Origin of the sequence: Rhodococcus oxybenzonivorans (genome assembly GCF_003130705.1) — a bacterium.
Classification (GTDB): domain Bacteria; phylum Actinomycetota; class Actinomycetes; order Mycobacteriales; family Mycobacteriaceae; genus Rhodococcus_F; species Rhodococcus_F oxybenzonivorans.
The window spans coordinates 3558610-3583794 of the sequence record NZ_CP021354.1; the positions used below are offsets into that span (position 1 = coordinate 3558610).

The following is a 25185-nucleotide window of genomic DNA, read 5'->3' on the forward strand; positions in this document are numbered from 1 at the left end:
TCCTCAGCTCTGGGGCTCGATGATGAGATTCAGGTCGCCGTCCACATAGGCCGTCCGGCCTGGAAGGACGAGGGTTGTCGCGAACTTCTCGGCGATGAGGGCGGGGCCCTGCACCCGCTCGAAGGGCTGGAGGCGCTCCCGAACGTAGATGGACACCTCGACCTGCTCAGTCGTGCCCGGCAAGGTGAGCTTCGTCGTGCGGAGCAACGCCTCGCCGTCCTCGGGGGTGAGGTCGGTCTTGTACTGCTCGCGCGGGATGATCGCCGTCACCTCCACCGTCGAGATCACGACGGGAATCTCGGTTGCCGCGAAACCGTATGACTCCCGATAGAAGTCGTGGAACTGCGGCACCAGTTCGGTCACACTGTCTGCAGTGAGAGCGCCGGAATGGATGGGCATGCGGTTGTCCCACGTCTGGCCACGATACATCGCAAAAATCGCGCGCTCGAAGCGGATTCGATCGACGTCGGCGCCCTGGCTGTCGAGTTCGCCGCGGATGCGGTCCTGCAGTGCGACGAATGCGGCCTCGATCGCCTCGGCGCTCGCAGGTGCGAGCGGGCTCATGATCGACTGTGCACGGGTGACCATCAGGTCGCTGCGGAGCAGCCCCATGGCCGAGAATTGGCCGGGGTTGCGAGGCACGATCACCTTGTCCAGGCCCAGGATCTGCCCGACGCGGTCGGCGAGCATCGGACCGGCCGACCCTGACGGTTGCAGGGCGAATTCCCGTACGTCGAGCCCGCGGTAGACCGAGATCGTGCGGACCTTCGCGGCGATGTCCTCACACGCGACCTCGTAGGCGGCCGAGGCGAGCTCGAGGGCCGACATGCCGAACTGCTCCCCGGTCATTCGGAGTGCATCGAATGACGCGTCGACGTCGAGCCGAATGGAACCGTTGGCGAACAGGTCCGGCTGGAGGACACCGAGCGCCGCGCACGCATCGGTGAGCGTGGGCTCGACGCCACCACGCCGGTAACACACCGGTCCGGGATTCGATCCGGCCGAAGCCGGACCGACCGCCACATTGCCGAGCGTGCTGGGCCGGATCAGGCTACCGGCACCCGAGCCGACGCTCTCCACGTCGACCAGCGGCATGGTCAGCGTCAGACCGGTTTCCAACGTCCACAGATCGGTGAGCGGCGTCTTGCCGTGCACGATTGCCGCCACGTCCGTGCTCGTGCCACCGACGTCGATGGTGAGCAGGTTCGGCGAACTGCTCTCGTTGGCGAGCTTGACGCTGCCGCTCACCCCACCAACCGGACCGGAGACCAGCTGGAACACCGGGGCGCGGCCGGCGTCGGCGAATGTCGCGACACCGCCGTTCATCATCATGATCCAGAGCGTCCCAGCATAATTGCGCTCGGATAGCTGGCTCATCAATCGGTCGAGGTAGCCGACGACGGCCGGGCCCACGTAGGCGTCGAGGGCGACGGTCGTGGTGCGCTCGTGCTCCTTGGTTACGGGGTAGAGTGCGGAGGTCTGAATGTAGGCGTCCGGCAACTCTTCTGCGACGATCTCCGCCGCCCGCCGCTCATGGTCGGGGTTGATGTAGGAGTTCATCAGGCACACCGCCACCGACTTCGCGCCCTGACTCGCGAGGGAGCGTGCTGCGTCGCGAACGGCGTTCTCGTCCAACGGCAACAACACGGTTCCGTCGTACCGCAGCCGCTCGGGAACGCCGACGCGCGATTCACGCTCAACGATGGGGCGTTCCTGGTGCGGCCGAAGCCAAGTGGGATCGTAGAAGCGGTCACCGAACTCGCGGTGCATGCGACCGATATCGAGCAGATCCCGGTGACCGCGCGTCGCGATCAGACCGGTGCGCTCGCCGGTGCGGCTGAGCAGGGCGTTGATGCCCACCGTATGGCCATGCACAATTTCGGCGACGTCCGGGATCTCGACGTCTATCGCCGCGATACTCTGCAGGACGCCTTCTTCCTGTTGGAGCGTGGAGAGCACCTTGCCGTCGCGGGTTTCTCCCGTTCTGCGGTTGAGCCCGATGATGTCGGTAAAAGTGCCGCCGACATCGATGCCGACGATCCAGTCGGCCACCCTGTCACTCTGCGTCATATTTTGGCCTCCGTGGTGTGTGCTGCAGTGACATGCGCAGTGCATCTGCGCCACGTTTGTGTTGCAGGTCACTCTTCCGCACGGAGGATGCGGGAACATCTGCCCGCGGTCGTAGATTCGTACGACCTTCGTCGGCGACAGCCTCAGGTCGTAGTGCGCGTGACGTCGGAATTGCGCAGCCAGATCGACACGGCCTCGGCCCTGTTGGATGCACCGAGTTTGCGCAGGATACGGGTGATGTGCGTCTTGACGGTTCCCTCGGAGATGACCAGCCTGCGGGCGATCTTGCCGTTGGAGTCACCATCCGCCATGAGTCGCACGATCTGCACCTCGCGGCGGGTGAGGACGGAGTCGTCGTCGCGACCGAGCGCGACGGACTTCGCTACCCCGGGGCCGGACGCCTTGGTCCAGCGCCCGAGGCCGTCCAGCTGGGTACGCATAGCCGAAAGACCCTCCAGCACACTAACTCTCGCCAGGTTCTGACTCATCCCTTCGGCGAACGTCGACAACAGCGCTTGATCGACGCTGGTCAGATTGCGCCTCTGGTGATAGCAGTCGCCGTGCACCAGTCCGACGACGTCACCGTCGACCATCAGCGGCGCAATGCCGTACGACGAGGATCTGGTGATCTCGGCCAGCGGGCGGTTGACGCGTGGGTTGTCCTGCACCTCGTGGACGAGCGTCGCCCGAGCACCGACCACGGTGTCGTTCTCGACCAGCATGCGGTCGAGCACCGGCGGAGCCTCCCTGCCCACTGCCACGATCTCCTCCGCCCAGCGCGGATCCCGGACAACGTGCATCGTGTGCAACTGCCACGACCCGTCCACCGTCGACAGCAGCGCACGATCGAAGCCGAGGCTGCACACCGCCTCGGGAGCGCGGGCCAGCAGCGCGTCGACGGTCTGCGCGTCGCCGACCCGTGCCAACGCCGACTGAACCTTGGCAAGAATCTCCGCGTGGTCGGCCTGCCCCAGCTGCGCCAGCGCAGCCTCCGCCTCGCGTATGCGACCGAGAATCGCCATCAAGGATGTCAGAACGTCGGACGACGGGTCGTCACGGCCGATCGCACGCGTCATCTCCGTGGTCACCAGGTCCCACAGCCGGCCCAGCGCCTGACTGTGGGACTGTGCGCCGACCGGCTGCGGGCCGCTGAGGTCGCGGTCCAGCAGCACGCTCACGTCGTGGGTGATGCCAGCGATCGCATCGTGCAGCGCCACGGCATTCTGCCGGATAGACGAGTTGCGCATACTGCACTCCCATGAAGGTCGCTGACCTACACCATGCTAGGCATTCTGGTGATCCACGTCACTTCCACGACCCGCGGTGGGCTAGCGGCGCTGCGGTTCCAGCGCCGCGGCCTCCCGGGCCTCGGACGATGCGGTCGCGTCACGTGTCACCCGACGGGATTGGTCGAACAGCCCGCCACCGATCACCAGTACCGCACACCCGATTATCAGCAGCGATACGCCCCACGTCGCGTGGCTGGACGACATGGTCACCATCGTCAGCGCAAGGATCGGGGCCAAGCCCCCTGCTGCGGCGCCGCTGACCTCACGGCCGGTGCCGATGCCCGAGGCGCGGACCTCGGTGGGGAATTGTCGCGCCATGTACGGGCTTGCCGCCACCATGATCATCGGCGCCAAGACACCGGTCGTGACCACCATGACACCCCAGATGAGCGGGGATCGGCCGGTGTCGAACAGCCAGAAGGCAGGGAAGGCCATCAGCGCGACCCCCATCGCGCCGCCGATCATGACCTTGCGGGTGTCCACACGGTCGGACAGGCGCCCGATCAGCGGACACGCGATGATTGCCGCGATGCTCGCGAACGTCACCCCGAGCGCACCGATATTCTTCGGCACACCCTGAAACTCCGTGAGGTAGGACAGCGAGAACGTCTTGAAGGTGTAGGAGAGGGCGGAGTACCCGCCGTACACGGCCGCGACCACGACGAGTCCCTGCCAGTTACCGCGCACCAGGTCCCGCAGAACCTGGAAGCCCTTACGCTGCCGTGCCTCGGTCGCCACCTTCTCGAACTCCTCCGACTCGGGCATCGAGCGGCGAATCCAGTAGCCCACGATCACGATCGCAAAGCTCGCGATGAACGGCACCCGCCATCCCCACGTGTAGAGGGCCTCGTCGTCGAGGCTGGTGACCGCGGCGACTGCGAGCGACGCCGCGAGCAAGCCGATCTGTGCGCCCATCACCGGGTAGGCGCCGTACCGGCCCCTGGTCTTCTCGTCGGCATGCTCGTAGGCGACCGTGATTGCACTGCCCAGCTCGGCACTCGCACCGAATCCCTGCAGGATCCGTAGAAAGATCAGTAGCGCCGGTGCCGCTACGCCGATGGCGGCATACGAGGGCACGAGTCCGATGAGCCCGGAGGCGATTCCCATGATCAGTAGGCTGATCGACAGCACCGCCTTGCGCCCGATGCGGTCACCGAGGATTCCGAAGAGGATGCCACCGAAGGGCCGGGCCAGGAATCCGACCGCGAACGTGGAAAACGCCGCGAGGGTGCTGGCCGACGAATTCGCCGACGGGAAGAATACCTTCCCGAAGACGAGCGCCGCCATCGACGCGTAGAGGTAGAAGTCGAACCACTCCAGCGACGTTCCGATGATGACTGCCGCGCCGACCTTCTTCACCCTTTGCGGGGATTTCCGCCCAACGGATATTTCGCGTTTCTTCGCCACGCGTCAAGTCCTCTCTCAGTGGCCAACCTGTCGCGTGAATCTATTATGCATAATCTTTAAAATCAAGCGACCGGAATCACTGCCTGGGACCGCATGACAGGTGCGCCACTCCCCCGTCGGTGCGAAAGAAACAGGGCTGCCCTCTGCACACGCGCCGTTACTCCGACCGGGCTGCCCTCTCGCTCCGATCGCTCCGCCCAGCTGATCAATGCACCGCATAGCGTCTACTTAAATCTCATACTATCTGCCACTGACGTGGCCGATGTCGGAGATGTAGGTACTTCACGGCTACCCGTAACAACATGCGATGCTGCTGCGGGTTTGACCGTGTCCCACACCGACGCTCGAGGTGCAGGAACAATCTTTATCTGTTTCACCCCCGCCTGGGGTGTCGCGGTGGGAACACTGCGGCGGACCCGGCGATGCCGCGGGCGGCTCGGGGTGGGGCTGGTCTTGTGGCGGCACTGCCGGACCGGCGCATGCTCGGTAACCCGAATCTCCGGGTTCTTCCCGCGCTTGCGAACAACTCTGCTGCGCCCCAGTAGTGCACGTTTAGCGAGGTTCACCCCTGCCACGTGATCACGATTGCCGCCGACCTTGCACCGTGCGCACCATGCCCGGTGATAGCCGCCCGGCCGGGAGAGGGTGTCGTTACAACTTGGGCACAGCGCCGACGTGCCGCGTGCTGGGACGGACACCACCGTCACGCCGACTCCTTTGGCTGTGTGTGCGAGAGCGTCGACGGCTTTGCGGCGGGCGGACTGCGCGGCCCGGTTGTTGTTCACCCGGCCGTGTCCCCGTGTTTCGAGGGTGGTGAGGTCTTCGATCGCGATCACCTTCGCGCCGGCCGCGGCGGCGTAGTGGTCACTTCCCGGCCGAAGTGGAAGGCTAGTTCGCGGTTGATCTTGCCCCGTTTGACACCGATCGCGGTGCGGTGGGCGTCGAGGACCGCGATCTTCTCTTCCAGTTCGGCGCGCACCTCGGATGGTGCGGTCGCGGCGAGCCGCGTCAAACGTGCGGCTTTGCGGTGCAGGTGTTGGCCTTCCGCTTGCAGGCGGGCCAGCCTGATCCCCAGACCCCGGTCGTCGTAGGTGAAGCCCCGGTAGTCCGAGACCAACCCGTCCGGGCGTTCGGTGACGATGGCGGCCGCTCCGAGGGTGGCCGGCGACCAATCCACTCCCACCGCGGTTGCTCCCGCACTCAGATCGGCAGCGGCTATCTGCTCGGTCGCCGCGCAGCGCAGCAGCAGGCCACGGCGGTCGAGGACGAGAGTGGGCAGATGCCAATCCGTGATTGCTCTGGTGTGCAGGTGTGGTGGGATGGTGGCGGTCAACCGGACCCTGCGCCAGTGCGCCCGACCTGTCGGGGCGGCGGTGGTGGGCAGTTTGACCGTCAACACCATGACACCGTCTGCGACGGTGATGTGTGCGAGTTGACGATCGGCAGCGGAAAGCCTGGCCATCACACAGGTCTGCGGCGGTCCCTGCACATCGGTGATGCGTAGGCGTTCGGTGGCCGCGCCGTCGGTGCGGCGGGCGCGCGCCCGGTGACGGGGTCGAACCTGGCCGACAGGGCACTGATTGCGTGGTCCCGGTACGCCAAGGTACGAAGCGTGCCGACAACCTGGCGGGTGGTGAACGAAAACTGACGCGGCACAGTGAATCCGGCAACAGTCATCGGCTACCCCTCCTCCAACCTCGCTGCCGCATCGTCGAGAAGTCGGCGTTGATTCTGTTTCGACCGCAGCCGGTAGAACCGGCCCGAAAACGACGCGAGCAACGCCATGAAGTCATCCATCAACTCCTCCACCAGCGACTTGTCGCCATGCTCCCGCAGGACCTCGACCGTAACCCCGACCACCGACAAATACCTTTCGATCCAGGCGACTCCGAACCGGGCCAACCGATCCCGCCACACCACCCGCACCACCGTGAAGTGGCCTTTGGCGGCGTCGTCGAGCATCCGGTCCAAACCGGCCCGCGTTTCCCTCAAACCAGAACCGCGATCCTTCTACACCCGGTACACGGCCCCGGAAGCGCTCTCGCGCAACATCGACTCCTCATTGGCGAGCGAGGACTCCTGCCCCGTCGAGCCGGACACTCGGCAGTACCACACTTCCACCCGGTCGGCCGGAGCCTTGTGCGGGGCAGGAGGACGGCCGAGGTAGGCATCCAGGTCAGTGCGATCAAACACGCGCTGGCCGGAACCTCTACGCCGGGAGGGCAACCGGCCTTCCGGCGCGGCCTTACGGACGCCCACGACTGACATGTTCAGATACGCCGCGGCCTCACCAATTCGCATGAACGAGAGTAGCAGAAAGAATCAGGGAGTATCATATGTCACATCAACTGTTGCGAGCCCACGCGGTCGGAAACGTCCGCCGAACCGTGGACAGGAGCACCCGGGGGAACTGTCGATGACTCCGACGGACGCGACACGGAAGCGATTCGACTGCAAGGGACTTGAGAACCGCAACCGTCTGCCTGCCGGACCGAAGTACGGCGACGTCATGCACGGCCGCCCGCGCCCGCTCGACATCGGCAAGGACCTTCGGCGATCGAACACGGCCGAGGACGCACTCGGCATCGCGGACGGGCCCAGGGGCGGTCACCGACCAGCCACCCTCGTCAGTCCTTCCGCGGCGGCGCGATGGGTCAACACCGAGTTCACTACTGGAGAATCTTGTGAAGACCTGGGAGATACACGTCCCAGGACGGGGCCACATCCGTGTGGATGCGGCCCCGCGGAGGTTTGTCAGACTCCCCGCACGCTCTGGGCTTGCGGACCCTTCTGTCCCTGGCCGACCTCGAACTCCACACGCTGGTTCTCGTCGAGCGACTTGTAGCCGCTGCCCTGAATCTCGGAGAAGTGGACGAAAAGATCAGCTCCGCCATCGTCCGGCGTGATGAATCCGAAACCCTTTTCACCGTTGAACCACTTCACAACGCCCTGTGCCATGCTTCGTCTCCCTGCAGCAACTTGGAGCCGGGACCTCACAGCGAAGTCCCGATCTCATGCATGATCCTGCCAGCATCGGGCACCGGTCACCGGCACGGTTCCACCGAGGACGTCACTACGTCGTTCAATGCGGTCACTCGTCCAAGAGACGGGCAGTGAGTTCCGGCATCAGGTGGACGTCAGGCTGCCGGAAGGGGGCTGGCGGGTTCAGGTATGTTTCCGCACATGAGAGCCGCATCGTGGTTGAGCGTGGCGACCGGGGCGCTGTCCGGCGCCGCCGTTGCCGCAGCGTGGCGGAGGGCATACCTTGCCGATCAGGCAAGGCTCGACGCCGAAGCCGAGCGGGACGCGGCATTGGAGCAAGTTGCCGAAATTGGGCGGACTGCCGTGCAGCAGGTATGCCCACGTCCGCAGAACGTCGACTTCCACGTCCAACGCATCCGGGGAGCGGTCGACCGGTTCCGGCTTCGGAATGTCGGGAGCGGCACGGTCACGGACGTCCGATTCGTCATAGACCCCGCGGAGGAGCAGAACCGCCGCATCCCGACGCCACACTGGCTACAGGACGAGCCGGTGACCTTGCTGCCGAATCAATGGGCTGACTTCGGTGCGAGCGCTCTCACGCTCGTTGCCGGTTCCTGGCGATTAGTCTTTCCGGCGTTTATCACCGTCCTCTGCGAAGAAGGCAGCACACCCATGCGAATAGACCTGCCCACTGCCGGCGTTGCCGAAGACGACACAATCGGCTGACCACTCGATTCGGCTTTCCGACAGACTGCGTCGTCGAGGCCGCCGTCGCCGGAAGCCGATACATGCCGCGCCGATCGATTCACTGGTTTCTGAATACAGAGTATTGTGTACCGTTTGGAATGGAGCTGCTGGTTCATCGCGAGGCCCTGGCCCGCTTCGGGTAAGTCGCTTTCCGACTCGACGCGGACTTGAATCTGCTGACCCCGAGGTTCGGACCGGGATTCCGTCCGAGCTGGCGCGGCAGATCGGAGTCTCACGGGAGAATCTGTCCATCACCTGGCGTGCCTGCGCTGGTGCGGCCTCCGCGGCAACGGTCGTCTGGCAGTTCGCGAGTCCGGACCCACAGTCACGGGAGAAAACCGTGCTGGATGTCAGCGCAATCTCATTCCTCGGCCTCGCCTTTATGTCACTGTCGGCGCCGTCCGATCACTGCTCGGATTCGGCGAGTCCGACCCCTCGGCCGTGGGAATCATATTGGTAGCAGCGAGTTCAGTCATGCTGGTGTTGTCGTCGACGCAGCGCCGTGCGGGCCGAGAGCTGTTCGGCACCGTTGGCTGCTGCTGATTGCGGAGAACCTAGCGGCAACTGCTGCGAGGGCTGACGCCCTGACGACCGACGCTCCGAGACGTCTACTCATAGACGCCACGGTCGATCGTGATCGACCTCGTCACCGAGGAGTGTCAAGAGCAATCACCGGAGCCTTCTGACTCAGGCGCATAATCGCACTCCACGGCCTGTAAGCGTGTGCGCCTGGCCCAAACACCGCTTGTCGAAAGGGTGATTCGACGACGGTGCTTGTCAGAAGCGGGCGGCGACCGCTCCTCGTCAGGTGTATTCGTGAGACTTCCCCAAGCACTTCGTGCAGGGAGCCGCCCCACCAAGCTTGCGGGCCAAGGCGAGGCCAGGCAAGGCCAAAGGTATTTACTTCGATGCGTACCTCATGGTCGATGTCTTCTCCTGCTGCAGCGTCGGCGCGCGTCGGCCGATCCGAACCCGGGCTGCTTCCCGCTGAGATGATGGCTGAAGTTCTCGCTGTGCACGGCATTTCGAACGTAGTACACGGCGATCGGGGAAGGTCGACGACTGTAGAACCGTCTCGACACTGCTCGCCGACCTCGAGGTCACTCGCTTGCACTCACGGCCACGGGTATCGAACAACAACCCCTACTCGGAATCGCTGTTCACGAGCCTCGAATACGGCCGGCGTTCCGCGCTCCGCACGGCCCGGAGGAGCAAGAATTGCATTCCCCTGCATTTTCCCAGCCCCCCGTTCACCTTCAGATCGAAATCCGAAGCCTCCGGGCAACGGCACACCAACTACAAGATTCGAACACATCAGCATTGTTGTCGCCGTCACGATCGTCATCGACTGCGCAAGAGCGCATTTCGTCATACCGTCCTCCGTTCCAGCTCAGGGTCAATCCCGACTGCGGAAGCATTCACCACGCGCCAACAGTCCACACTTCCGCGTCTCCATACTCACGTGGAACTCCCGCCAGGGCTAGTACTGCGCGGACGAGCATCAACCATCGACAGCAGATAGGCGCGGGCCTCGGGCGGGCACAACGACTCCGGGATGCGCGCCGCGCGACCCATGCCGCCATGGATGTAGAGATACACCAATCCGTGTGCGACCTCGATCCTGGCAATCGAGCCGTGCCCAATGACTATCTGGGCCAAAGGATCTTCCAGGAGCATCCCGAAGGAGTTGAAGCCGGTGGCCCACTGGGCGCCCGGGCGCACAGTCGTCCGATTCACGCGCACGATCACCACGAATAACGCAAGTGGAAACCCCACCACAATGACCCCAAATAGGGCGGCCAGTTCCTCTTCACCACTCCACACGGCCACCACCAGTGCCACCGCCACGAACGCGAAGTAGACAATCACTTTCGGACGCCGAAAAACTCGCAACAGGGCCAGACGGGAGAACCGGCTCACGTCACCGGGTTGGGCCGTCCACGTGTACTGCACCGCAGGCACCGAAACATCATCATTGGTGGGCAAAAGAATTACCTCTCTATAGCGAATCGCTGGGAATATGTGCGGGACCGTGGCATACAAGCAGCCAGCGATCCGACCAACAAGTTTCGGTGTCGACAGAGCGACATAATAAATACCCCGTACACACCATCGTGAGGCGCATGGATGATGTAGTCGACCGGGGGGACGGTTACCAGTAGTCGCCGCCGGCGTCATCGCGCTTCTGCCGAGAACGCCCAACAACCATAGACATCGACGGATACACCTCTACCGGGAAGCCCCTGTGGAGGCAGGCTGCCCGAGATCCACCGGCAACGACGCCCACCCGCGCAGAACCCGGGTGTCACGCCGGATTCCCTCACCTGTCGACCGCAAGTGGGGGAACCGGTCGAACAGCGTCTTCAGTCCCACTTCCGTCTCCGCCTTCGCGAGTGATGCACCGAGGCAGTAGTGCCGTCCACCGGAGAACGACAGGTGCTTGCCCGCGTTCTCACGGGTGACATCGAAGCGGTACGGATCCTCGAACAGCTCCGGGTCACGGTTGGCGCCTGCGAGAACCAGAATTACCAACTCGCCCTCCGCCAGAGACACACCCTCGACCGTCACATCGTGTTTAGCCCGACGCGCCGTCAGCTGCACCGGTGATTCCAGGCGAAGCATCTCTTCTACCGCCGTCGGCCACAGCGACGGATCCGCCTGCAGGATCTCGAGCTGGTCAGGGTTGTCCAGGAGTAGCCGGATCCCGCTGCCCAGCAGGTTGACCGTCGTCTCGAAACCGGCGGCCAGGACCAACCCCGCTGTCGCACGGAGCTCTTCGTCGTTGAGCCCGACGCCGTCCTCGGTGGCCCGGATCAGCTCGCTCATCAGATCATCACCAGGATTGCGGCGAAGCTCGGCGAGGTGACCGGCGAGCCAGGTATCGAATCGCTCGAGCCCATCCTCGACACGCGTGAACTGTTCCCACGACAACCCGATGTCGAGACTAGGGGCGGCCATCTCCCCGAACTCGAGCACCCGCTGCCGGTCCCCGTCGGGGACGCCCAGGATCGTGCTGATTACCGCGACAGGAAGCTGTGCGCAGTACTTGTCGACGATGTCGACCTCACGACCGGCTGCCGTCAGCTCGTCGAGGAGGCGGTCCGCCTTCTCCTGCACCATTACCCGCATCCTGGCGACCGCGCGCGGAGTGAATACCGACGCCACGAGCTTGCGGTAGCGGGTGTGCTCGGGCGGCTCGACCGATAGTAGCGACGGCGGCTTCAGCGGGTGCAGCGCTTTCGAGCGGGTCTTGTTCTCGATCCACCGCAGCGGCCTCGGGAGACCGGCACCGAACTCGATCACCCGAAAATCGTCCGAGCGGAGCAGATCATGCACGACGCGGTGCGTGACGGAGATGTTCGCCATCCGCGTCTTCACCAACGGCCCGGCCGCCCGGATCTGCTCGAACACCTGCCGCGGATCCGCCCGCGTAGCAGGGTCGGCGACCAGCATTGCCTGCAGATCACCACGCTGCGCCGCCTTCTTCGCCCCATAGCGCACGACGCCGTGCGCCGCGACCCACCTGATCCAAGCCCTCATCTGCCCCACCCCTTCCGCTGCCCAGTGTGAACCTCCCCAGCCAACAGAAGACCAACACCCCCCTTTTTTGGCTTATCCCGGGCCATGCCTCACAGCCCCCGATCAGCGATCGACTCTCGTCGCCTGACGTCAAGTCCGGTCGCGGATGTTGCGGTCGGATCCGGTGCGTAGTGGCGAAGAAATCGTTTGCCGCAACCGATCCGGGCGGGCATCGAAGGAACCTTCCTGGCGATCGACGCTTGCATGAACCGCCTAAGGTCGGCTGTCCCGTTGGGGGGATTCCCAGGTCAGCCCGTCACAAGCACCCGTTGACTCAAGGCCGCTAGAGCGCCGGCGATTCCCTCACGAACCGCGAGGTCAGTGATGATGCCATTTTCATCGATCATCGTGGGTGTTACCGGCAGGTGGACGCATGCTTCCTCAGCGATCGCGGCACCGGTGTAGTTCAACACCAGTCGCAGTAATGCGTGGGCGTTGGCCGCGTTCGTCGCGTTGGCGGAAACGTTGATCCACGCTGTGGGCTTGTCACCGATCTCGATACCACCGACAGTCCAGTCGAGCAGATTCTTGAACGACCCGGGCAGCGCCCCAGCATATTCTGGAGTGCAGATCAGCAGCGCAGCTGCGCGGTCGATTTGCTGCCGTAGGTGGACTACCGCGGTTCGGCTGCACCGTCAGCGGCGAGTTCGCATCGGGATTGGTCTCGGTGACCAACCCCTCGCCTGGGTCGGCACCGGGATCGACCGGATCAGCCGGATCGAACGGCTCATCGTCTGGCTCCGGACCCGGGTCATAACAGGTATACGGGGCTGGCGGCGGCGGAACCGGTCCCGGATCCCCGGGATGCGCGGCCAGCCATGACGACTCCCACGCATCGTTGTACATCTGTGTTTCCCGTTCGCATCGCTGCGCCGGTGTCTCCGGGGCCCCATACGCCGGTTGCGCGAGCGCCACCACCGGAGCCGCCACCAGTACCGCACACACCAACGCCCGTAGTGCACGTCTCACGATCTCGCCTCTCCCCCGCGGTCCCCCCTCCTCTACAACCACATGACGGGGCCGTAGGCCGCGACGGTGTCGTCGAAAGAGTCACTGGTGGTGGAGAAGGTGACGTAGGAGCGGATCGCGACCGGTCCCATGCACCCATCGATCTTGAGGTGCACGTTCTTCACCGACACCCCGGCCTTGCCGTTCGCCAGTTCCTTCGTCTTGAACGGCACATCCGTGATCGTGCCGGGCTTGAGTGTCGTCGAAACGTTCGGCTGGACCTGGGCACCGAGGTCGGCTTTCGGCCCGGTGGCCGAGATCCCGATCGAGGACCCCACCGAGAGGCCCAGGCCCACCGCAAGTCCCGAGGACACGTCGATGCCGCAGCCCACTTGATACCCGATCTCGAGCGATGCCCCGTTCACCGGCGCATCACCGTCACCGGTGATGTCGGCCTCCGTGCGGTACGAGACGAAGCCTTCCCTGCTGAACTGGGAGGCAGCCAGGTTCGGAACCTGATTGACGATCTCGCCGGTCTTGCGGATGTTCAGTACCCAGCCGTCGCCGGTAGTGGTGGTTTCGAACGCGTCGGGAACCGGATTCGGCGCCGCCGAGCCTGCACCCGCGGCAAGGACCACCGCCCCCACGGCCACCATCGACCCGATACTCAACCGGCGCAGCATTCTGACAGCAACCGACACAACTATCTCCCTCGTGAAACGTGAAACAGGGGGCGGGCACGCCGGATCGATGCCCCACGACCCCCGCACGGCTCCGCGATCGGTAACAGACAAACAACCCCAGCTACCTTCCAGCTGTGACCAGTCACCGCGAATGCAGCCCCGGCGTTCAGGCAAGGAACAGTTGCTAAAGTCATGGGCGGGAGAGGCCACGTCACGCGCATACTCCGGGGGCGAACCCGTCGCACGACGAAGGATCAGAAAGGGTGTGGCTTGTGACCACGGACCAAGAAGTTGTACAGCTTCTGGCGACGCGGCATCCGTTCCACGATCTCGAAGCAATTGACGCCGACCAGTTGAGCGGCGACGAGGCCTCCACCATCCCCCGATGGTGGATCGACGCACAAACGTCGAGCAATCCCGTCGAGGTCGCGCTCCGGGCATGGGAGAACGCGATTCCCGGGCAACTCCCGCGCACCACACGGATCATGCGGGACGCCGCACCCAGCCTCAGACTGTGCCGCGCGACCCTCTCCGAGGGTGGCCGCACCGCCGTGGTTCTGGCCTACATCTTCGGGGAGGCCAACCCCTCGTACTTTCAAGTCGCATACGGACTGGCACCACTGCAGCACAACGAAATACCGTTGTTCACCGCCGGGATCGATCACGGGCTCAGGACGTTCTATACGACCGTGCAGAACGGATTCTTCAACGAGGACCCGATTGGCTTGATGCCAGCTCAAGACATGCCGCGGATTTCGAACTTTGGGGAGGCAGCCGATTTCGAGTACGTCGGGCAATCACGGGACCCGGTGAGCAACGAGGTCCGTTTCGTGGAGATCCCGGAATCCGAACTACCCGACATCGACCAACTCGTCGGCGTCTGCCGCGACGCTTCCGACAACGCAGTCGCTCTGGATACGCGCGATGACAGCGGTCGAGTCTGGGAAATGTGGCACGGAGGTCTCGAACGCGTCGACAAAACCCTTTGGGAGGCGATCGACGAATGGGTAACACGCCTATTCGGCATCGACGACCACTGACAACTGCCCGCATTTGACCTGGCCGACAACTAGAAATTGCAGCGGCGCCCAATACTCCATCTGCGCGGCTAGCTGTTGCGGGTCATGACGTTGTAGACGCCCGGCGGAGAATGGGCTGAGCGAAGGGGACGGGCCTACCCGGCGATGTACCGATATCCCGAGACCCATACTTGCCGGCCTCGGGATTTTCAGATCACCGTACCGACGTCTCGGGCGACGATGTGATCGAGCGCGCGCTCGGCCACGGCAGCGATCGTCATCGACGGGTTGCACGCCGCAGTGTTCCCTGGCATCAGCGCACCGTCGAGCACATACAGCCCCCGCTGGCCGTGGACGCGGCCCTCGAGGTCGCAGACCGAACCCATGGCCGCACCACCGAGCGGATGCCATGTAGACGGAAACAGCGCATTGGTATCGGTGAGAACACCTGCCGGACCGGCGATCTTGTGTACGGTCGGCCCGATGTGACGATCCTGGATTACTGAATCGCCATCCCTCGGCCAGTGTAGGACCGCGTCGTCCGTGGCCGAGTCGTACGCGAAGTGGCCGCGTCCCTCGCTGACCCCATATCCGACCAGCATGGTGCTACGAGCGTCGACACCGAGTGTGGGAATCGACGCCTGGATGACGGTGTGGGCGGACGCCGGATCGTCCCAATTCAAGCTGCCATACACAACGGGTCCGCCCTGCACGGGACCGAATTCTCTTTCCAGGTTGGTCCAGACGTAGATGCGGTCGGCATTGGTGCCCCACCCACCGCCGAGCCCGACCGGCATGTCCGAAATTCTGCCCGCCGCCGCGGCACGCATCAAAAGCCTAGTGGTGCCCATGCTGCCCGCGGCCATCACGAGCGCATTCGTGGTCAAGACTTTGTTCTCGAGTACCTTGCCGGACGTGTCGGTCCGGTCCACATACACCGTCCAACGACCGTCCTTGGCCCGCTCGACGTCGGTCACCTGGTGAAGGACCTCCACCGTTACCAGGCCGGTCGATTCCGCGGCGGCGATGTACGTCACATCCACCGAATGTTTGCCGCCGTTGTTGACCCCGAAGGTGCCGGCACTGTTGGTATACGACGGATTCATTACGCCGCGAAGCTCGTCCAGCGCGTAGTTCCAATCGACCGGCATCGGAATTTTCATCAGCGGGAGTCCCGCACGCTCCACGTTCTGCGCAAACACTCTCGGGGCCAGATAATTCGGGCTGGCGATAAGTTCGTCAGGGGCCACGGCAAGTTGCAGCATTCGCGCGACCCGCGGGTAGTGCACCCGGTTCATCATCGTCCAGTCCAGGTCCTCAGGGAAATGCGAATTGAATACGGCCTCCGACGGCTGCAGGGTCATCCCCTGATAAATCAGAGAACCTCCGCCCACCCCCGCCGCGCACAACGTCGTCATGTTCTCGCCGGGAACCGCCTCGAGCAAGCCGGCATACGGGTCGAACACCGCTGGCTTGCCGAACAACTCCGGAGCGGACTGATGCCAGAGCATTCGCTTATCGGGCGCAAGGGGATCGGGAAACGTGTCTGCATTCGGACCGGTGGGCCAACGAAGTCCACGCTCGAGAACGAGGACCGGGACACCTGCCTCGGCCAGCCGCAAGGCGGTGACTCCCCCGCCGAATCCAGACCCGATCACGATCACGCGGTGATCCTCGCGGATGACCGGCACCCTATTTACCCGGGCTGCTATGCCGGAGGCGGCTCCGGCGATCCGCGGCGTCGTCAGCGCGACGCCCGCGGTGGCAGCGCCAACAAGAAAGGATCGACGATTGAACTCGGACACGGCTTACCCCCAAATGACAGACGGCGATCTACTCGAAAAGAACGCGTCAGGTCGGCACAATCACAGTGCGCGTGGACTATGTAAACCGGACGTGCCCCAGGCGGCGGAGCGCTCTATGCGCCGCCGAGGCGAGGTAAAACTAAACACTGCTGGTCGATATGTCAAGAAATTTCCATGGCGGGTGGGCCGTCACTTCCACGAGGCGGGCATCGATCGATAACGTCATCAGTCCACAAACCCGCGGTGCTCGAACCCGATGCCAAGAAAGCCGAACTCATCTCTCACTTCGACTTAGGCGACGGTGAGGTTTCACGCCGCCTGGCCGGGGCCGACCTCGACAACCCACGTCACACGCCGATCTAGTCGGCTACAGCTGCTTCACAAGATCAACTAGCGAACCCACCTGCGACGCAGGCACGATGAAGGCGGCCGGCAACGAGGAAGGCGTTGACGCGCAGAGGTCTCGTTCGATTCACCCGGATCCGCCTGGGCCCGTTTCACGCCACGTCGACGAGGTCTTACCGATAATCGCGGTAACGTCTATCCTGTCGAGATGCCCACTCCAACAGTCTTCATCACCGGCGCTGCAGCCGGGATCGGACGTTCCACCGCCCTCGAATTCTCCTGCGCCGGATACCTCGTCGGTGCCTACGACATCGACGCGACGGGCCTCGCCTCGTTGAAGGAGGCGATCACGTCCGCCGGTGGGCGCGTCGTCACAGGAGTTCTGGACGTCACCGACCCCGAGCAGTGGGAGAAGCGCCTCAAAGAGTTCGACGCCGAAGCGGGTGGTCGCCTCGATATCCTCGTCAACAATGCCGGCATTCTGGTCGCGGGCCGGTTCGAGGAAATGCCGCTGGAGTTACACAAGCGGCAAATCGACATCAACGTCAACGGTGTCGTCTACGGAACGCACGCCGCCTTCCCCTACCTGAAGGCAACGCCGGGCGCACAGGTGATCAATCTGTGTTCCGCCTCGGCGATCTACGGTCAACCGGAACTCGCCACCTACGGTGCCACCAAGTTCGCCGTGCGCGGCATCACCGAGGCACTCGACCTCGAATGGGCCGAGTACGACATCTCGGTGAAGGCGATGTGGCCGTTGTTCGTCAACACCGCCATGACTGCAGGCGTATCCACGGGCACCACCAACTCGCTCGGTATCAAACTGAGCGCCGACGACGTGTCAGCGAGCATCTTCAAGGCGACTCGTCCCTCGAAGCGGCCGTACCACAAGGTGCATTTCCCGGTCGGCCTGCAATCGAAAGCGCTGTCGCTCGGATCCCGCTTCTCCCCCGCGTGGCTCACTCGTGAGGTCAACCGCAGACTCAGCCACACCTGAGATGTAGCGAAGTTTGTCAAGACGGCAGGGAAGGCGCCGCCGGGGAGCGACCCCGTCGGCGCCTCGTCGCTTCCTCGGCAAGTCTGTGTGGTGAGCGAGCCAAAAAGACGACGGGCGGTCAGACGGGGATCCCTCCCCCCTGCACGAAGCGCTTGGGGGCGTATCCGCGAGTTGACCACCGCAGGAGGGGGTTTCGGCTAGATCGCGTCCGCTTGTCTAGAGTCGAGCGTTGATCGTCGTGATTGCGAACAGGCGCGACATCCATCCGTCCATCGGAAACCAGAGCATGTTGCCGACGCGCTCGAGGCCTCCGTGCCACATTGCCATAGACCCAAGCGTCGTCACCTAGATCCAATGTGACTGCGTTGACCGGGGGTGTCGAGGCAGTCCCAACTCATGGGTTCGGTGGACGAAAACGGTTTCAGGCATAATCATTCAGATCGTGCGGGGGGATGGCGTCAGCGTCGACCGAGCCCGTTCCTGGGAAAGATGCCGGCTTCACCGCAGGACTATCGAGCATGTTCAGTAGTTGCATCGCGTCGCAGTCGGGTGTGCCGGGTACGGCCTGGTATACGACAAGCCGTTGCTGCGTGCCGGAGATGTCGATCGTAGTTCAGTTCCATCCGTCCCACTTTCGGGTGGTCGAACAGTTTGTTCCCAGTGGAGAGGCTGCGGACATCGTGCAGCCGCCAGATTCAGGGAAATTCCTCGCTCCTGGTCTCCAATTCGTCGATAAGCTCCGCCAACTCTCGGTCGTTCGGTGCGATCCCCGCCATCGCCCGCAGATGCGCGACCGCGCCACACGCTATCGAGTTCCATTCCGCGAAAAGCGTTCTGGCTGCGGGGCGGAGGAAGATGTAGCGGATGGTGTTGCGGCGTTCCGGCGACCATTGGTCGATACCCGCGAGGAGGGCGATGCCGGCCGCGTTCGACGCAAGTAGATCGTTGATCCTCGAGAGCACGTAGGCGCGAGACGGGCCGATGGTGTCGAGCAACTGGCATACGGCGAGTCGGACCTGGCGGGGGGGTAGGGGCGGTCCGCGCTCGTCTAGGGCTTCCGGCGTGGGCAGCGAGGCGGAAGAGGTGCTCGCGTTCCTCGTCGCCTAGGAGCAGTGTCCCGGCGAGTGCGTCGACGACGACCTCGCTCGGGTTGCGCGCGCGCCCTTGCTCGAGGCGAGTGCAGTAGTCGACGCTGACCCCCGCAATCGCGGCGACCTCTTCGCCGAAGTCCGGCGGTTCTGCGAGCACCGGTTGCGGGTGGCAGCGCGATATCCGACGGTTGCACCCGAGCGCGGCGTGAGCGCAGGAACATGCCGATTTCCGTCTGGGACATACCGCCATGGTGTCATGGCACACTCGCTGCCGCGGCAACCGTTCCGCCGGGGTGTGTGACACCCAGGCGCGGCGCTCCCTCGCTGAGATGACGCGTTCGGACAATTACTCCCAGCAGCGTCCCATCACCGGTGCCGCGTTGAAACGTCGGTGGCGGATGTTTCCAAATCAGCCAAGGGAGACGCCAAGCTTGTCTGCCATTACCCGGATCATGTGCTGCACCCCGATCTCGTTCCGGCCGATCACCATATGGTCATGCTGGCCGTGGCGAACGCCTTGGCCGCACTGGGGCAGCATGGCGAAGTCCTCATCGCGCACCGCGGCGTGAACTTGGGAGAAGATGTCGGCATACAGTTCTCGTTGTTCGTCGGTGGTGGCGGGGTATCGAGCCATCCAACTGTGCCGCACAGTACATCGTGTCGCGGAGTTCTCCGGAAGGATGTCGATCACTTCGACGCCCACTGGGCTGTTGGCGAGAACAAGGTTGGGATACACCCAATAGATCACACCCATTTGCTGCGCTGGATCCCAATTCTCTGCTGGCTCGGCACCTTCCAGGTCGGTGATCCAATTGAAGGGAAATCCGACTCGGTGGTGAGCGCCGAACTCGTCATAGACGTGTGTGTTCGCCAACGTGTTCATCCCGATGACGCTCTGGCCGTGCACGAAAGGGAAGTGGTAGCCCTCGGCGAATGCCTCGAGGGCTCCCTTCCAGCTGACTTCTGAGGTGAGGATTTTCTCGTCGTGATAGCCGAAGGTCTGGTAATTCCATTGGGCTAGTTCAGGTCCCATGCTGCCCAGATGAGCGTCGAGGTCGATCTCAGCGCCCGCGGTCAAGACTGCCCAGACGAACCCGTGTCGTTCCTCGGAGGGCAATTCGACGAGTCCGTACCGGTCTCGATCGATGTCGTCGAAACCCTCTTTACCGGGAACTCCCCTGAGTCGCCCATTCGAGTCGTAGACCCACGCATGGTAGGGGCAGGTGAAGCGGCGTGCATTGCCCGATCCACAGGCGGGCATGGCACCACGATGGCGGCAATAGTTGAGAAAGACGTGCGCCACACCGTCCCGGTCACGGGTGATCAGTAGAGAGTCACCAATCACCGAGCGCACCACGTAATCGTGCGGCTGCGGTATCTGGGCGCTCGCGATCACCGCGAGCGGAGTGCGGCGGAGGATCTCGGACTCTTCGACCTCGGCGAGCTTGTCGTCTCGGTAGTAGTTGAGGGGAACGCGCAGTGTCGAAGGCGCCATATCGGTGGTATTGGCCAAGGCGAGGTCGAGACCGCGCCGAGTCAACTCATGGTTCAACGGCGTAGGAGTGTCGGTTCCAACGGTCGAAGTCATCGGGCTGTCCTCGCTATTCGGTGAATGGTCTGAGGCGATGTCACCAATCGACCTTGACCATACACACATACCGGCTTGTGTATAGTCAATTGCGACATGTGGCCGACTACCATGCAACTCAATGGCACACGAATCGGTCTGGGGATAACAGTGCGAACCCATGGGTGGGGCGGAGCCGCGCCGTCGTCCGACGACGAGGCCGTCGCCCGAATCCTGCGCGCAGCCGGCGAGATCCTCGACGAGGGTGCCGACGAGGTCACCATCCTGCAAGTCGCCAAACGGTTGGCCGTCACCCGCCCGACTGTCTACCGCTACTACTCGAGCACCGACGAATTACTCGAGGCCACCGCTGCGCATGCTGCGGACGACTTCCTGCGTGGGCTCGCCTGTTCGGTCGAGGGAATCACCGACCTGACCGAAGCGGTGATCCAGGCATTGGCCACCACTGTTGAACGCCTCCACGCCAATCGGCGTTTCAGGGTTCTCTTCAGCGATGATTTTCGCGGGAAGGTCATCCCGAAGGTCACCTCGGCGTCGGCTGTCGAACTCGGACGATCCATTGTCGACGAGTTCGAGGTCGACTGGAGCGGGTGGGGTGAGCGAGATAAGAACGAGCTCGTCGAGCACATGCTGCGGACGTTGCAATCGTTCATCCTCGACCCGGGCGACCCACCTCGATTGGGAGATGCCCTGCGCGATTATCTTCGCCGGTGGGTTGTCCCGGTGTCATTCACTGCGCCGCCACCCCTTGCAGGATCTCGTCGCCACAGGTAGCGACACGCTACCCTCGCCGAACTCTTCGACCCCATGTCAGCGGTTTCGTCGAGTGCGCCTCCGATCCGGCGGCCGGAGATATCCTGAGAGGCAGGTCATCGAGAGGTGTGTGAATGATACCGACCGCCGAAGGCGGCTTTCCTGTCGACGAGATGTCGCTGTATTCCAGTCAGTCCCGCGTGGGGGGACGGTCTGCGGATTCCAGCCTGACAGCTCCATCGGCCACTCGCGGCCCCGTCGGCAACCTTCCTCACGAACTGACCAGTTTCGTCGGACGTCGCCACGAGCTGGCCGAGTCGAAACGGCTGCTGTCGGCTTCTCGTCTGGTCACCCTGACCGGTATCGGTGGGGTGGGCAAGACGCGGCTCGCGTTGCGCTTGGCACAGACGGTGCACCGGCAGTTCCCCGACGGCGTGTGGCTGGTCGAACTGGGAGAACTGCGAGACACGTCGTTGCTCGCCGACGTCGTTGCCGCGGCCCTGGGTGTGCGAGACAGGTCGGCGCGGCCGGTGCGGGAGGTGCTGGTGGACTTCCTCGACCTGAGGCGTCTGCTCCTCGTGATCGACAACTGCGAGCAAGTGATCGATGCAGTAGCCGCGCTGGCCAAGACGCTGCTCAGGGCGTGCCCCGAGCTGAAGATTCTCACCACGAGCCGTGAACCCCTCGGTATCGGCGGTGAGGCGGCGCTGCGGGTTCCTCCCCTAGCAGCGCCGGATCCGGACCGTCCGTCCTCATTGCAGGGTCTTCCCGGATACGACGCGGTGACGTTGTTCACCCAACGAGCGACCTCCTCGGTGCCGGATTTCAGGCTGACCGACGACAACACGGGGGCGGTAGCCCGGATCTGCGCCCACCTCGATGGGTTACCCCTGCCCATCGAACTGGCGGCGGCGCGCCTGCGGGCGATGTCCGTCGAGCAGATCCTGCAGCGGTTGACCGACCGCTATGCCTTGCTGACCCTCGGTGACCGGGCCGCACCGAGTCGGCAGCAGACATTGCGGCTGTGCATCGACTGGAGCCATGATCTGTGCACACCACTCGAACAGCAGTTGTGGAGCCGGCTGTCCGTGTTCGCCGGCACCTTCGAGCTCGACGCGGCAGAAGCAATCTGCGGCACCGACATCCCTCATAGCGAACTACTCGACACAGTGGCCTCCCTGGTGGACAAATCGATCCTCATCCGAGAGCAGCCGGGCGCTGTTGTTCGGTTTCGGATGCTCGAGACCCTGCGCGACTACGGCCGCGAGAACCTGCGCCAGGCAGGGGGCGAGGGTGAACTACTCCGACGGCACCGGGATTGGTATCACCAGTTGGTGGTAGAAGCCGAGGCCCACTGGATCAGCCCTCGGCAACTCGACTGGATCACCCGGCTTGCGCGAGAACAACCGAACCTGCGTGAGGCAATGGAATTCTGCATATCCGAATCCGGCGATGCACAGCCTCGTGCAGGACTGCAGATCGCTGTCGCCCTGTATCGGTTCTGGCTCTCGCGAGCTCTGTTCAGCGAGGGCAGGCGGTGGCTCGACCGCATCCTTTCCACCTCGGCGAGAACGCCGAGTACGGATCGAATGAAGGCCCTGTATGCCGCCAGCGTGTTCACCGAAATTCAAGGCGATCTTCCTGCGTCGAAGGCCTTGGTCGAGGAGAGCTACGCCCTGGCTCAGGAGATGAACGACCCGATCTCGCGTGCACTCGCCGCCCACGCCGACGGACTCCTCGGACTGTTCAGCGGCAATATTCCCCGGGCATCCGCACTCCTGAACGAGGCTTTGGAGATATTCGCATCCAGCAGTGACCTGTCGCGACGACTGGAAATTCTCAATGGACTCGGGTTGGCCTACGCCTCGCTCGACGACATGACCAAGGCAGTCGAGCGCTACGAGCAAGCTCTGGCGATCACCAGTGAGCATGGGGAATCAGCCTACCGTTCACATTCACTCTGGGCTTTGGGCCTCGTCGTATGGCGGCAGGGCCGCGTGGAGCAGGCGCGGGAGCTGTTCGAGGAGAGCCTTCATCTGACCCGCCTCGTCGACGACCCGCTGACTGGCGCCACCTGTTTGGAATCGCTCGCGTGGATTGCGGGTGTCGACGGGCAGGCTCACCGCGCCGCGGTGTTACTCGGTGCTGCGGAAGCATTCGGACGCTCCGTCCAGAGCACCACAATGCTGCTCCCCCGCCTTTACAGGTACCACGAAGACTGCGAGCGATCCGCCCGTGAGACCCTCGGCCGAAAAGCGTTCGACGCAGCACGCAGTGCGGGACGAACAATGACCTTCGCCGAAGCAGTCGCCTACGCACTTGACAACACGGCGCCCGACAAAAATTCGTCGACCAGAGAACCTACCTCCCTGACCAAGCGGGAATGGGAGGTCGCCCGACTGGTGGCTCGGGGAATGACCAACAAGGCCATCGCCGCCGAACTCGTCATCGCCCAGCGAACGGCTCAGGGCCACGTCGAGCACGTGCTCGCCAAGCTCGGATTCACTTCCCGCGCGCAGATCGCGGCATGGGTGGTGGGACACGGCAGCCACGGGTGAGGGTAGGTCGCCCTCGATGTGGATCGACCAACGCTGTGCACCTGATCGGTGATCCAGCCGAGCTTCGGCAAGAAGTTCGAGCGCGGCGTGTGACGAACGCAGATCCGAGCAGGTTCCTCCCGAGTGCATATGCATTACGAGCACGTGACAGTCACTGCTCATCGATGCTGTGATGCGCCTCAGCGGCGAAGCGCCCCGCTCAAAATCGCCAACCCTAGGTCGCCTGTTTGGCGACGTCGCTACAGGCCCGTGACAGACGACGGAATCCATCGATGCCACTGCCCAGAACGCGAGGATCGCTATCCCGCGGGCCGCAAACTGGTCAAATCGCTTCCCCTTTTCCGGATGTCGCTGTAAATGACATCACTCCCCTTCGTCCGGCTCATTCGGATGACCCGATCGTGGGATGTCGGGAAGTCGTAGGCCCCACATGTCGAGATAGAAACGGCTTCACATTTCACATCCTCCGGCAATCGGACGGACCTGGTGTGCAAGCCATCCGACGCCCAAGGGGGCGACAGCACTGCCGACTCTAGCCAGGATCGTCGTGTGGTCATCGGGCACCTCGAAGCCGTGGGCGAGTGGGTTCTGGAACGCGATCGTCAACTGCTGTAGTTTCGGGCCGATGTACTCGTCGACGTAGGAAGCGTTCCCGATGTACTTGGCTCGGTCAGGGATCGGCTCGGCGGTGTTGTCCACTGCGAGGCCGGCGTATAAGTGCGCGTCCGGATGCCACAGCTTGTAGCGGGCGGATTCCGCCGAGTGCCAGCCGAACCACCAGTCCCACATCGCCGCCGTGACGCCCGGCATCTCGGTGTGCACGGCCACCCACACCTTGCCCGAACTTGCCCTGCCATAGCCGGTCTCGATCGGTGAAGAACCGGTCGCGGCGAGTTCGGTCTGCAGTGTCGAGACTTCCGGGATTTCATGCGCGGGAGTCGGCGGGCCGGCGTAGGCCGCGGCAACCGAAGGTGTAGCGGGCAACGTCCGATCCGCCATGAACTTCGCATACGGCCTCGCCCAATCCTCAGGCGAGTAGCCGCGATAACGGGCGGCGGACACCGGCCGCGCACGAGCCGCGCCCGCTCTCAGGCCCGCGGCCCCAGTCCCACCCACGAGAACTCCGAGAACAAGGGCCGCACGGCGGGTCACACTCGCATCTCTCAACATCCGTTGTGAGTACGCCCCTGGTGGGAGCGCGTACCGAGTTGACTAAGTTCTCGCCTGGACAGCACACTGCGCCCGCATCAGTGGGGCACCGACGCATCTGCTGACCGACAATCCCGAACCGTCACGATAGATCGGATCGCAGGCCTCCCCTTCC

Annotated in this window: 17 protein-coding genes and 5 pseudogenes; 6 read left to right on the forward strand and 16 right to left on the reverse strand. The window is 63.7% G+C overall.

Annotated features, from left to right (window positions below):
- Positions 1-3: 3 nt before the first annotated feature.
- From CBI38_RS16700 to CBI38_RS16730, 7 genes and pseudogenes are all read right to left on the reverse strand, one after another.
- Positions 4-2070 (reverse strand): hydantoinase/oxoprolinase family protein, encoded by a 2067-nt coding sequence (locus tag CBI38_RS16700; protein ID WP_109330484.1) that lies wholly within the window; start codon positions 2068-2070, stop codon positions 4-6.
- 143 nt (positions 2071-2213) lie between these two features.
- Positions 2214-3317 (reverse strand): LuxR C-terminal-related transcriptional regulator, encoded by a 1104-nt coding sequence (locus CBI38_RS16705; RefSeq protein ID WP_109330486.1) that lies wholly within the window; start codon positions 3315-3317, stop codon positions 2214-2216.
- A gap of 81 nt (positions 3318-3398) precedes the next feature.
- Positions 3399-4766, reverse strand: coding sequence for an MFS transporter (locus CBI38_RS16710; protein WP_109330488.1), 1368 nt, complete (start codon positions 4764-4766; stop codon positions 3399-3401).
- A gap of 224 nt (positions 4767-4990) precedes the next feature.
- Positions 4991-6431, reverse strand: a pseudogene (locus CBI38_RS39090) (zinc ribbon domain-containing protein); the annotation flags it as partial.
- 15 nt (positions 6432-6446) lie between these two features.
- Positions 6447-6761 (reverse strand): annotated as a pseudogene (locus CBI38_RS38435) (recombinase family protein); the annotation flags it as partial.
- A gap of 15 nt (positions 6762-6776) precedes the next feature.
- Positions 6777-7067, reverse strand: coding sequence for a helix-turn-helix domain-containing protein (locus CBI38_RS40940; protein ID WP_472515497.1), 291 nt, complete (start codon positions 7065-7067; stop codon positions 6777-6779).
- Between the two features lie 453 nt (positions 7068-7520).
- Positions 7521-7724, reverse strand: coding sequence for a cold-shock protein (locus CBI38_RS16730; RefSeq protein WP_109330492.1), 204 nt, complete (start codon positions 7722-7724; stop codon positions 7521-7523).
- A gap of 225 nt (positions 7725-7949) precedes the next feature.
- Here CBI38_RS16730 and CBI38_RS16735 point away from each other — a divergent pair, with 225 nt between their 5' ends.
- Together CBI38_RS16735 and CBI38_RS39100 are read left to right on the forward strand one after the other, a co-directional pair.
- The gene (locus tag CBI38_RS16735; RefSeq protein ID WP_109335146.1) at positions 7950-8474 is read left to right on the forward strand and encodes a hypothetical protein; all 525 of its coding nucleotides are present in this window, start codon (positions 7950-7952) and stop codon (positions 8472-8474) included.
- 298 nt (positions 8475-8772) lie between these two features.
- A pseudogene (locus tag CBI38_RS39100) lies at positions 8773-9014 on the forward strand (hypothetical protein); the annotation flags it as partial.
- Between the two features lie 939 nt (positions 9015-9953).
- On the opposite strand, the gene CBI38_RS16740 reads toward CBI38_RS39100, so the two are convergent.
- The 4 genes and pseudogenes from CBI38_RS16740 to CBI38_RS37910 form a co-directional block, all read right to left on the reverse strand.
- Positions 9954-10538: a hypothetical protein gene (locus CBI38_RS16740; protein ID WP_204164760.1), complete on the reverse strand. Its 585-nt coding sequence runs from the start codon at positions 10536-10538 to the stop codon at positions 9954-9956.
- Between the two features lie 186 nt (positions 10539-10724).
- Positions 10725-12035, reverse strand: a complete 1311-nt coding sequence (locus CBI38_RS16745; RefSeq protein WP_109330496.1) for a cytochrome P450 — start codon at positions 12033-12035, stop codon at positions 10725-10727.
- Between the two features lie 287 nt (positions 12036-12322).
- Positions 12323-12682 (reverse strand): annotated as a pseudogene (locus CBI38_RS40590) (NADPH-dependent FMN reductase); the annotation flags it as partial.
- A gap of 393 nt (positions 12683-13075) precedes the next feature.
- The gene (locus tag CBI38_RS37910; RefSeq protein ID WP_162603250.1) at positions 13076-13723 is read right to left on the reverse strand and encodes an MspA family porin; all 648 of its coding nucleotides are present in this window, start codon (positions 13721-13723) and stop codon (positions 13076-13078) included.
- A 254-nt stretch (positions 13724-13977) separates the two neighbouring features.
- Between CBI38_RS37910 and CBI38_RS16760 the strand changes: the two genes are divergently transcribed.
- Positions 13978-14745, forward strand: coding sequence for a hypothetical protein (locus CBI38_RS16760; protein ID WP_162603251.1), 768 nt, complete (start codon positions 13978-13980; stop codon positions 14743-14745).
- Between the two features lie 188 nt (positions 14746-14933).
- Here CBI38_RS16760 and CBI38_RS16765 read toward each other — a convergent pair whose 3' ends face one another.
- Positions 14934-16529, reverse strand: a complete 1596-nt coding sequence (locus CBI38_RS16765) for a GMC oxidoreductase (RefSeq protein WP_109330504.1) — start codon at positions 16527-16529, stop codon at positions 14934-14936.
- A gap of 553 nt (positions 16530-17082) precedes the next feature.
- On the opposite strand from CBI38_RS16765, the gene CBI38_RS16770 reads away from it, so the two are divergent.
- Entirely contained in the window at positions 17083-17871 is a 789-nt protein-coding gene (locus tag CBI38_RS16770; RefSeq protein WP_109330506.1) for an SDR family oxidoreductase, read from the forward strand.
- Positions 17872-18566: 695 nt separating this feature from the next.
- Here CBI38_RS16770 and CBI38_RS39105 read toward each other — a convergent pair.
- From CBI38_RS39105 to CBI38_RS16780, 3 genes and pseudogenes are all read right to left on the reverse strand, one after another.
- The gene (locus CBI38_RS39105) at positions 18567-18941 is read right to left on the reverse strand and encodes an MmyB family transcriptional regulator (protein WP_418328342.1); all 375 of its coding nucleotides are present in this window, start codon (positions 18939-18941) and stop codon (positions 18567-18569) included.
- 70 nt (positions 18942-19011) lie between these two features.
- A pseudogene (locus tag CBI38_RS39110) lies at positions 19012-19212 on the reverse strand (helix-turn-helix domain-containing protein); the annotation flags it as partial.
- Between the two features lie 159 nt (positions 19213-19371).
- A complete protein-coding gene (locus tag CBI38_RS16780; RefSeq protein WP_109330508.1) occupies positions 19372-20550 on the reverse strand; it encodes an aromatic ring-hydroxylating oxygenase subunit alpha in 1179 nt (392 codons plus the stop codon).
- A 150-nt stretch (positions 20551-20700) separates the two neighbouring features.
- Here CBI38_RS16780 and CBI38_RS16785 point away from each other — a divergent pair, with 150 nt between their 5' ends.
- Together CBI38_RS16785 and CBI38_RS16790 are read left to right on the forward strand one after the other, a co-directional pair.
- Positions 20701-21324, forward strand: coding sequence for a TetR/AcrR family transcriptional regulator (locus CBI38_RS16785; protein ID WP_109330510.1), 624 nt, complete (start codon positions 20701-20703; stop codon positions 21322-21324).
- 113 nt (positions 21325-21437) lie between these two features.
- Positions 21438-23861 (forward strand): ATP-binding protein, encoded by a 2424-nt coding sequence (locus CBI38_RS16790; RefSeq protein ID WP_109330512.1) that lies wholly within the window; start codon positions 21438-21440, stop codon positions 23859-23861.
- A gap of 450 nt (positions 23862-24311) precedes the next feature.
- Here the strand turns inward: CBI38_RS16790 and CBI38_RS16795 are convergent, their stop codons facing one another.
- Entirely contained in the window at positions 24312-25013 is a 702-nt protein-coding gene (locus CBI38_RS16795; protein ID WP_230989867.1) for a DAPG hydrolase family protein, read from the reverse strand.
- Positions 25014-25185 lie beyond the last annotated feature (172 nt).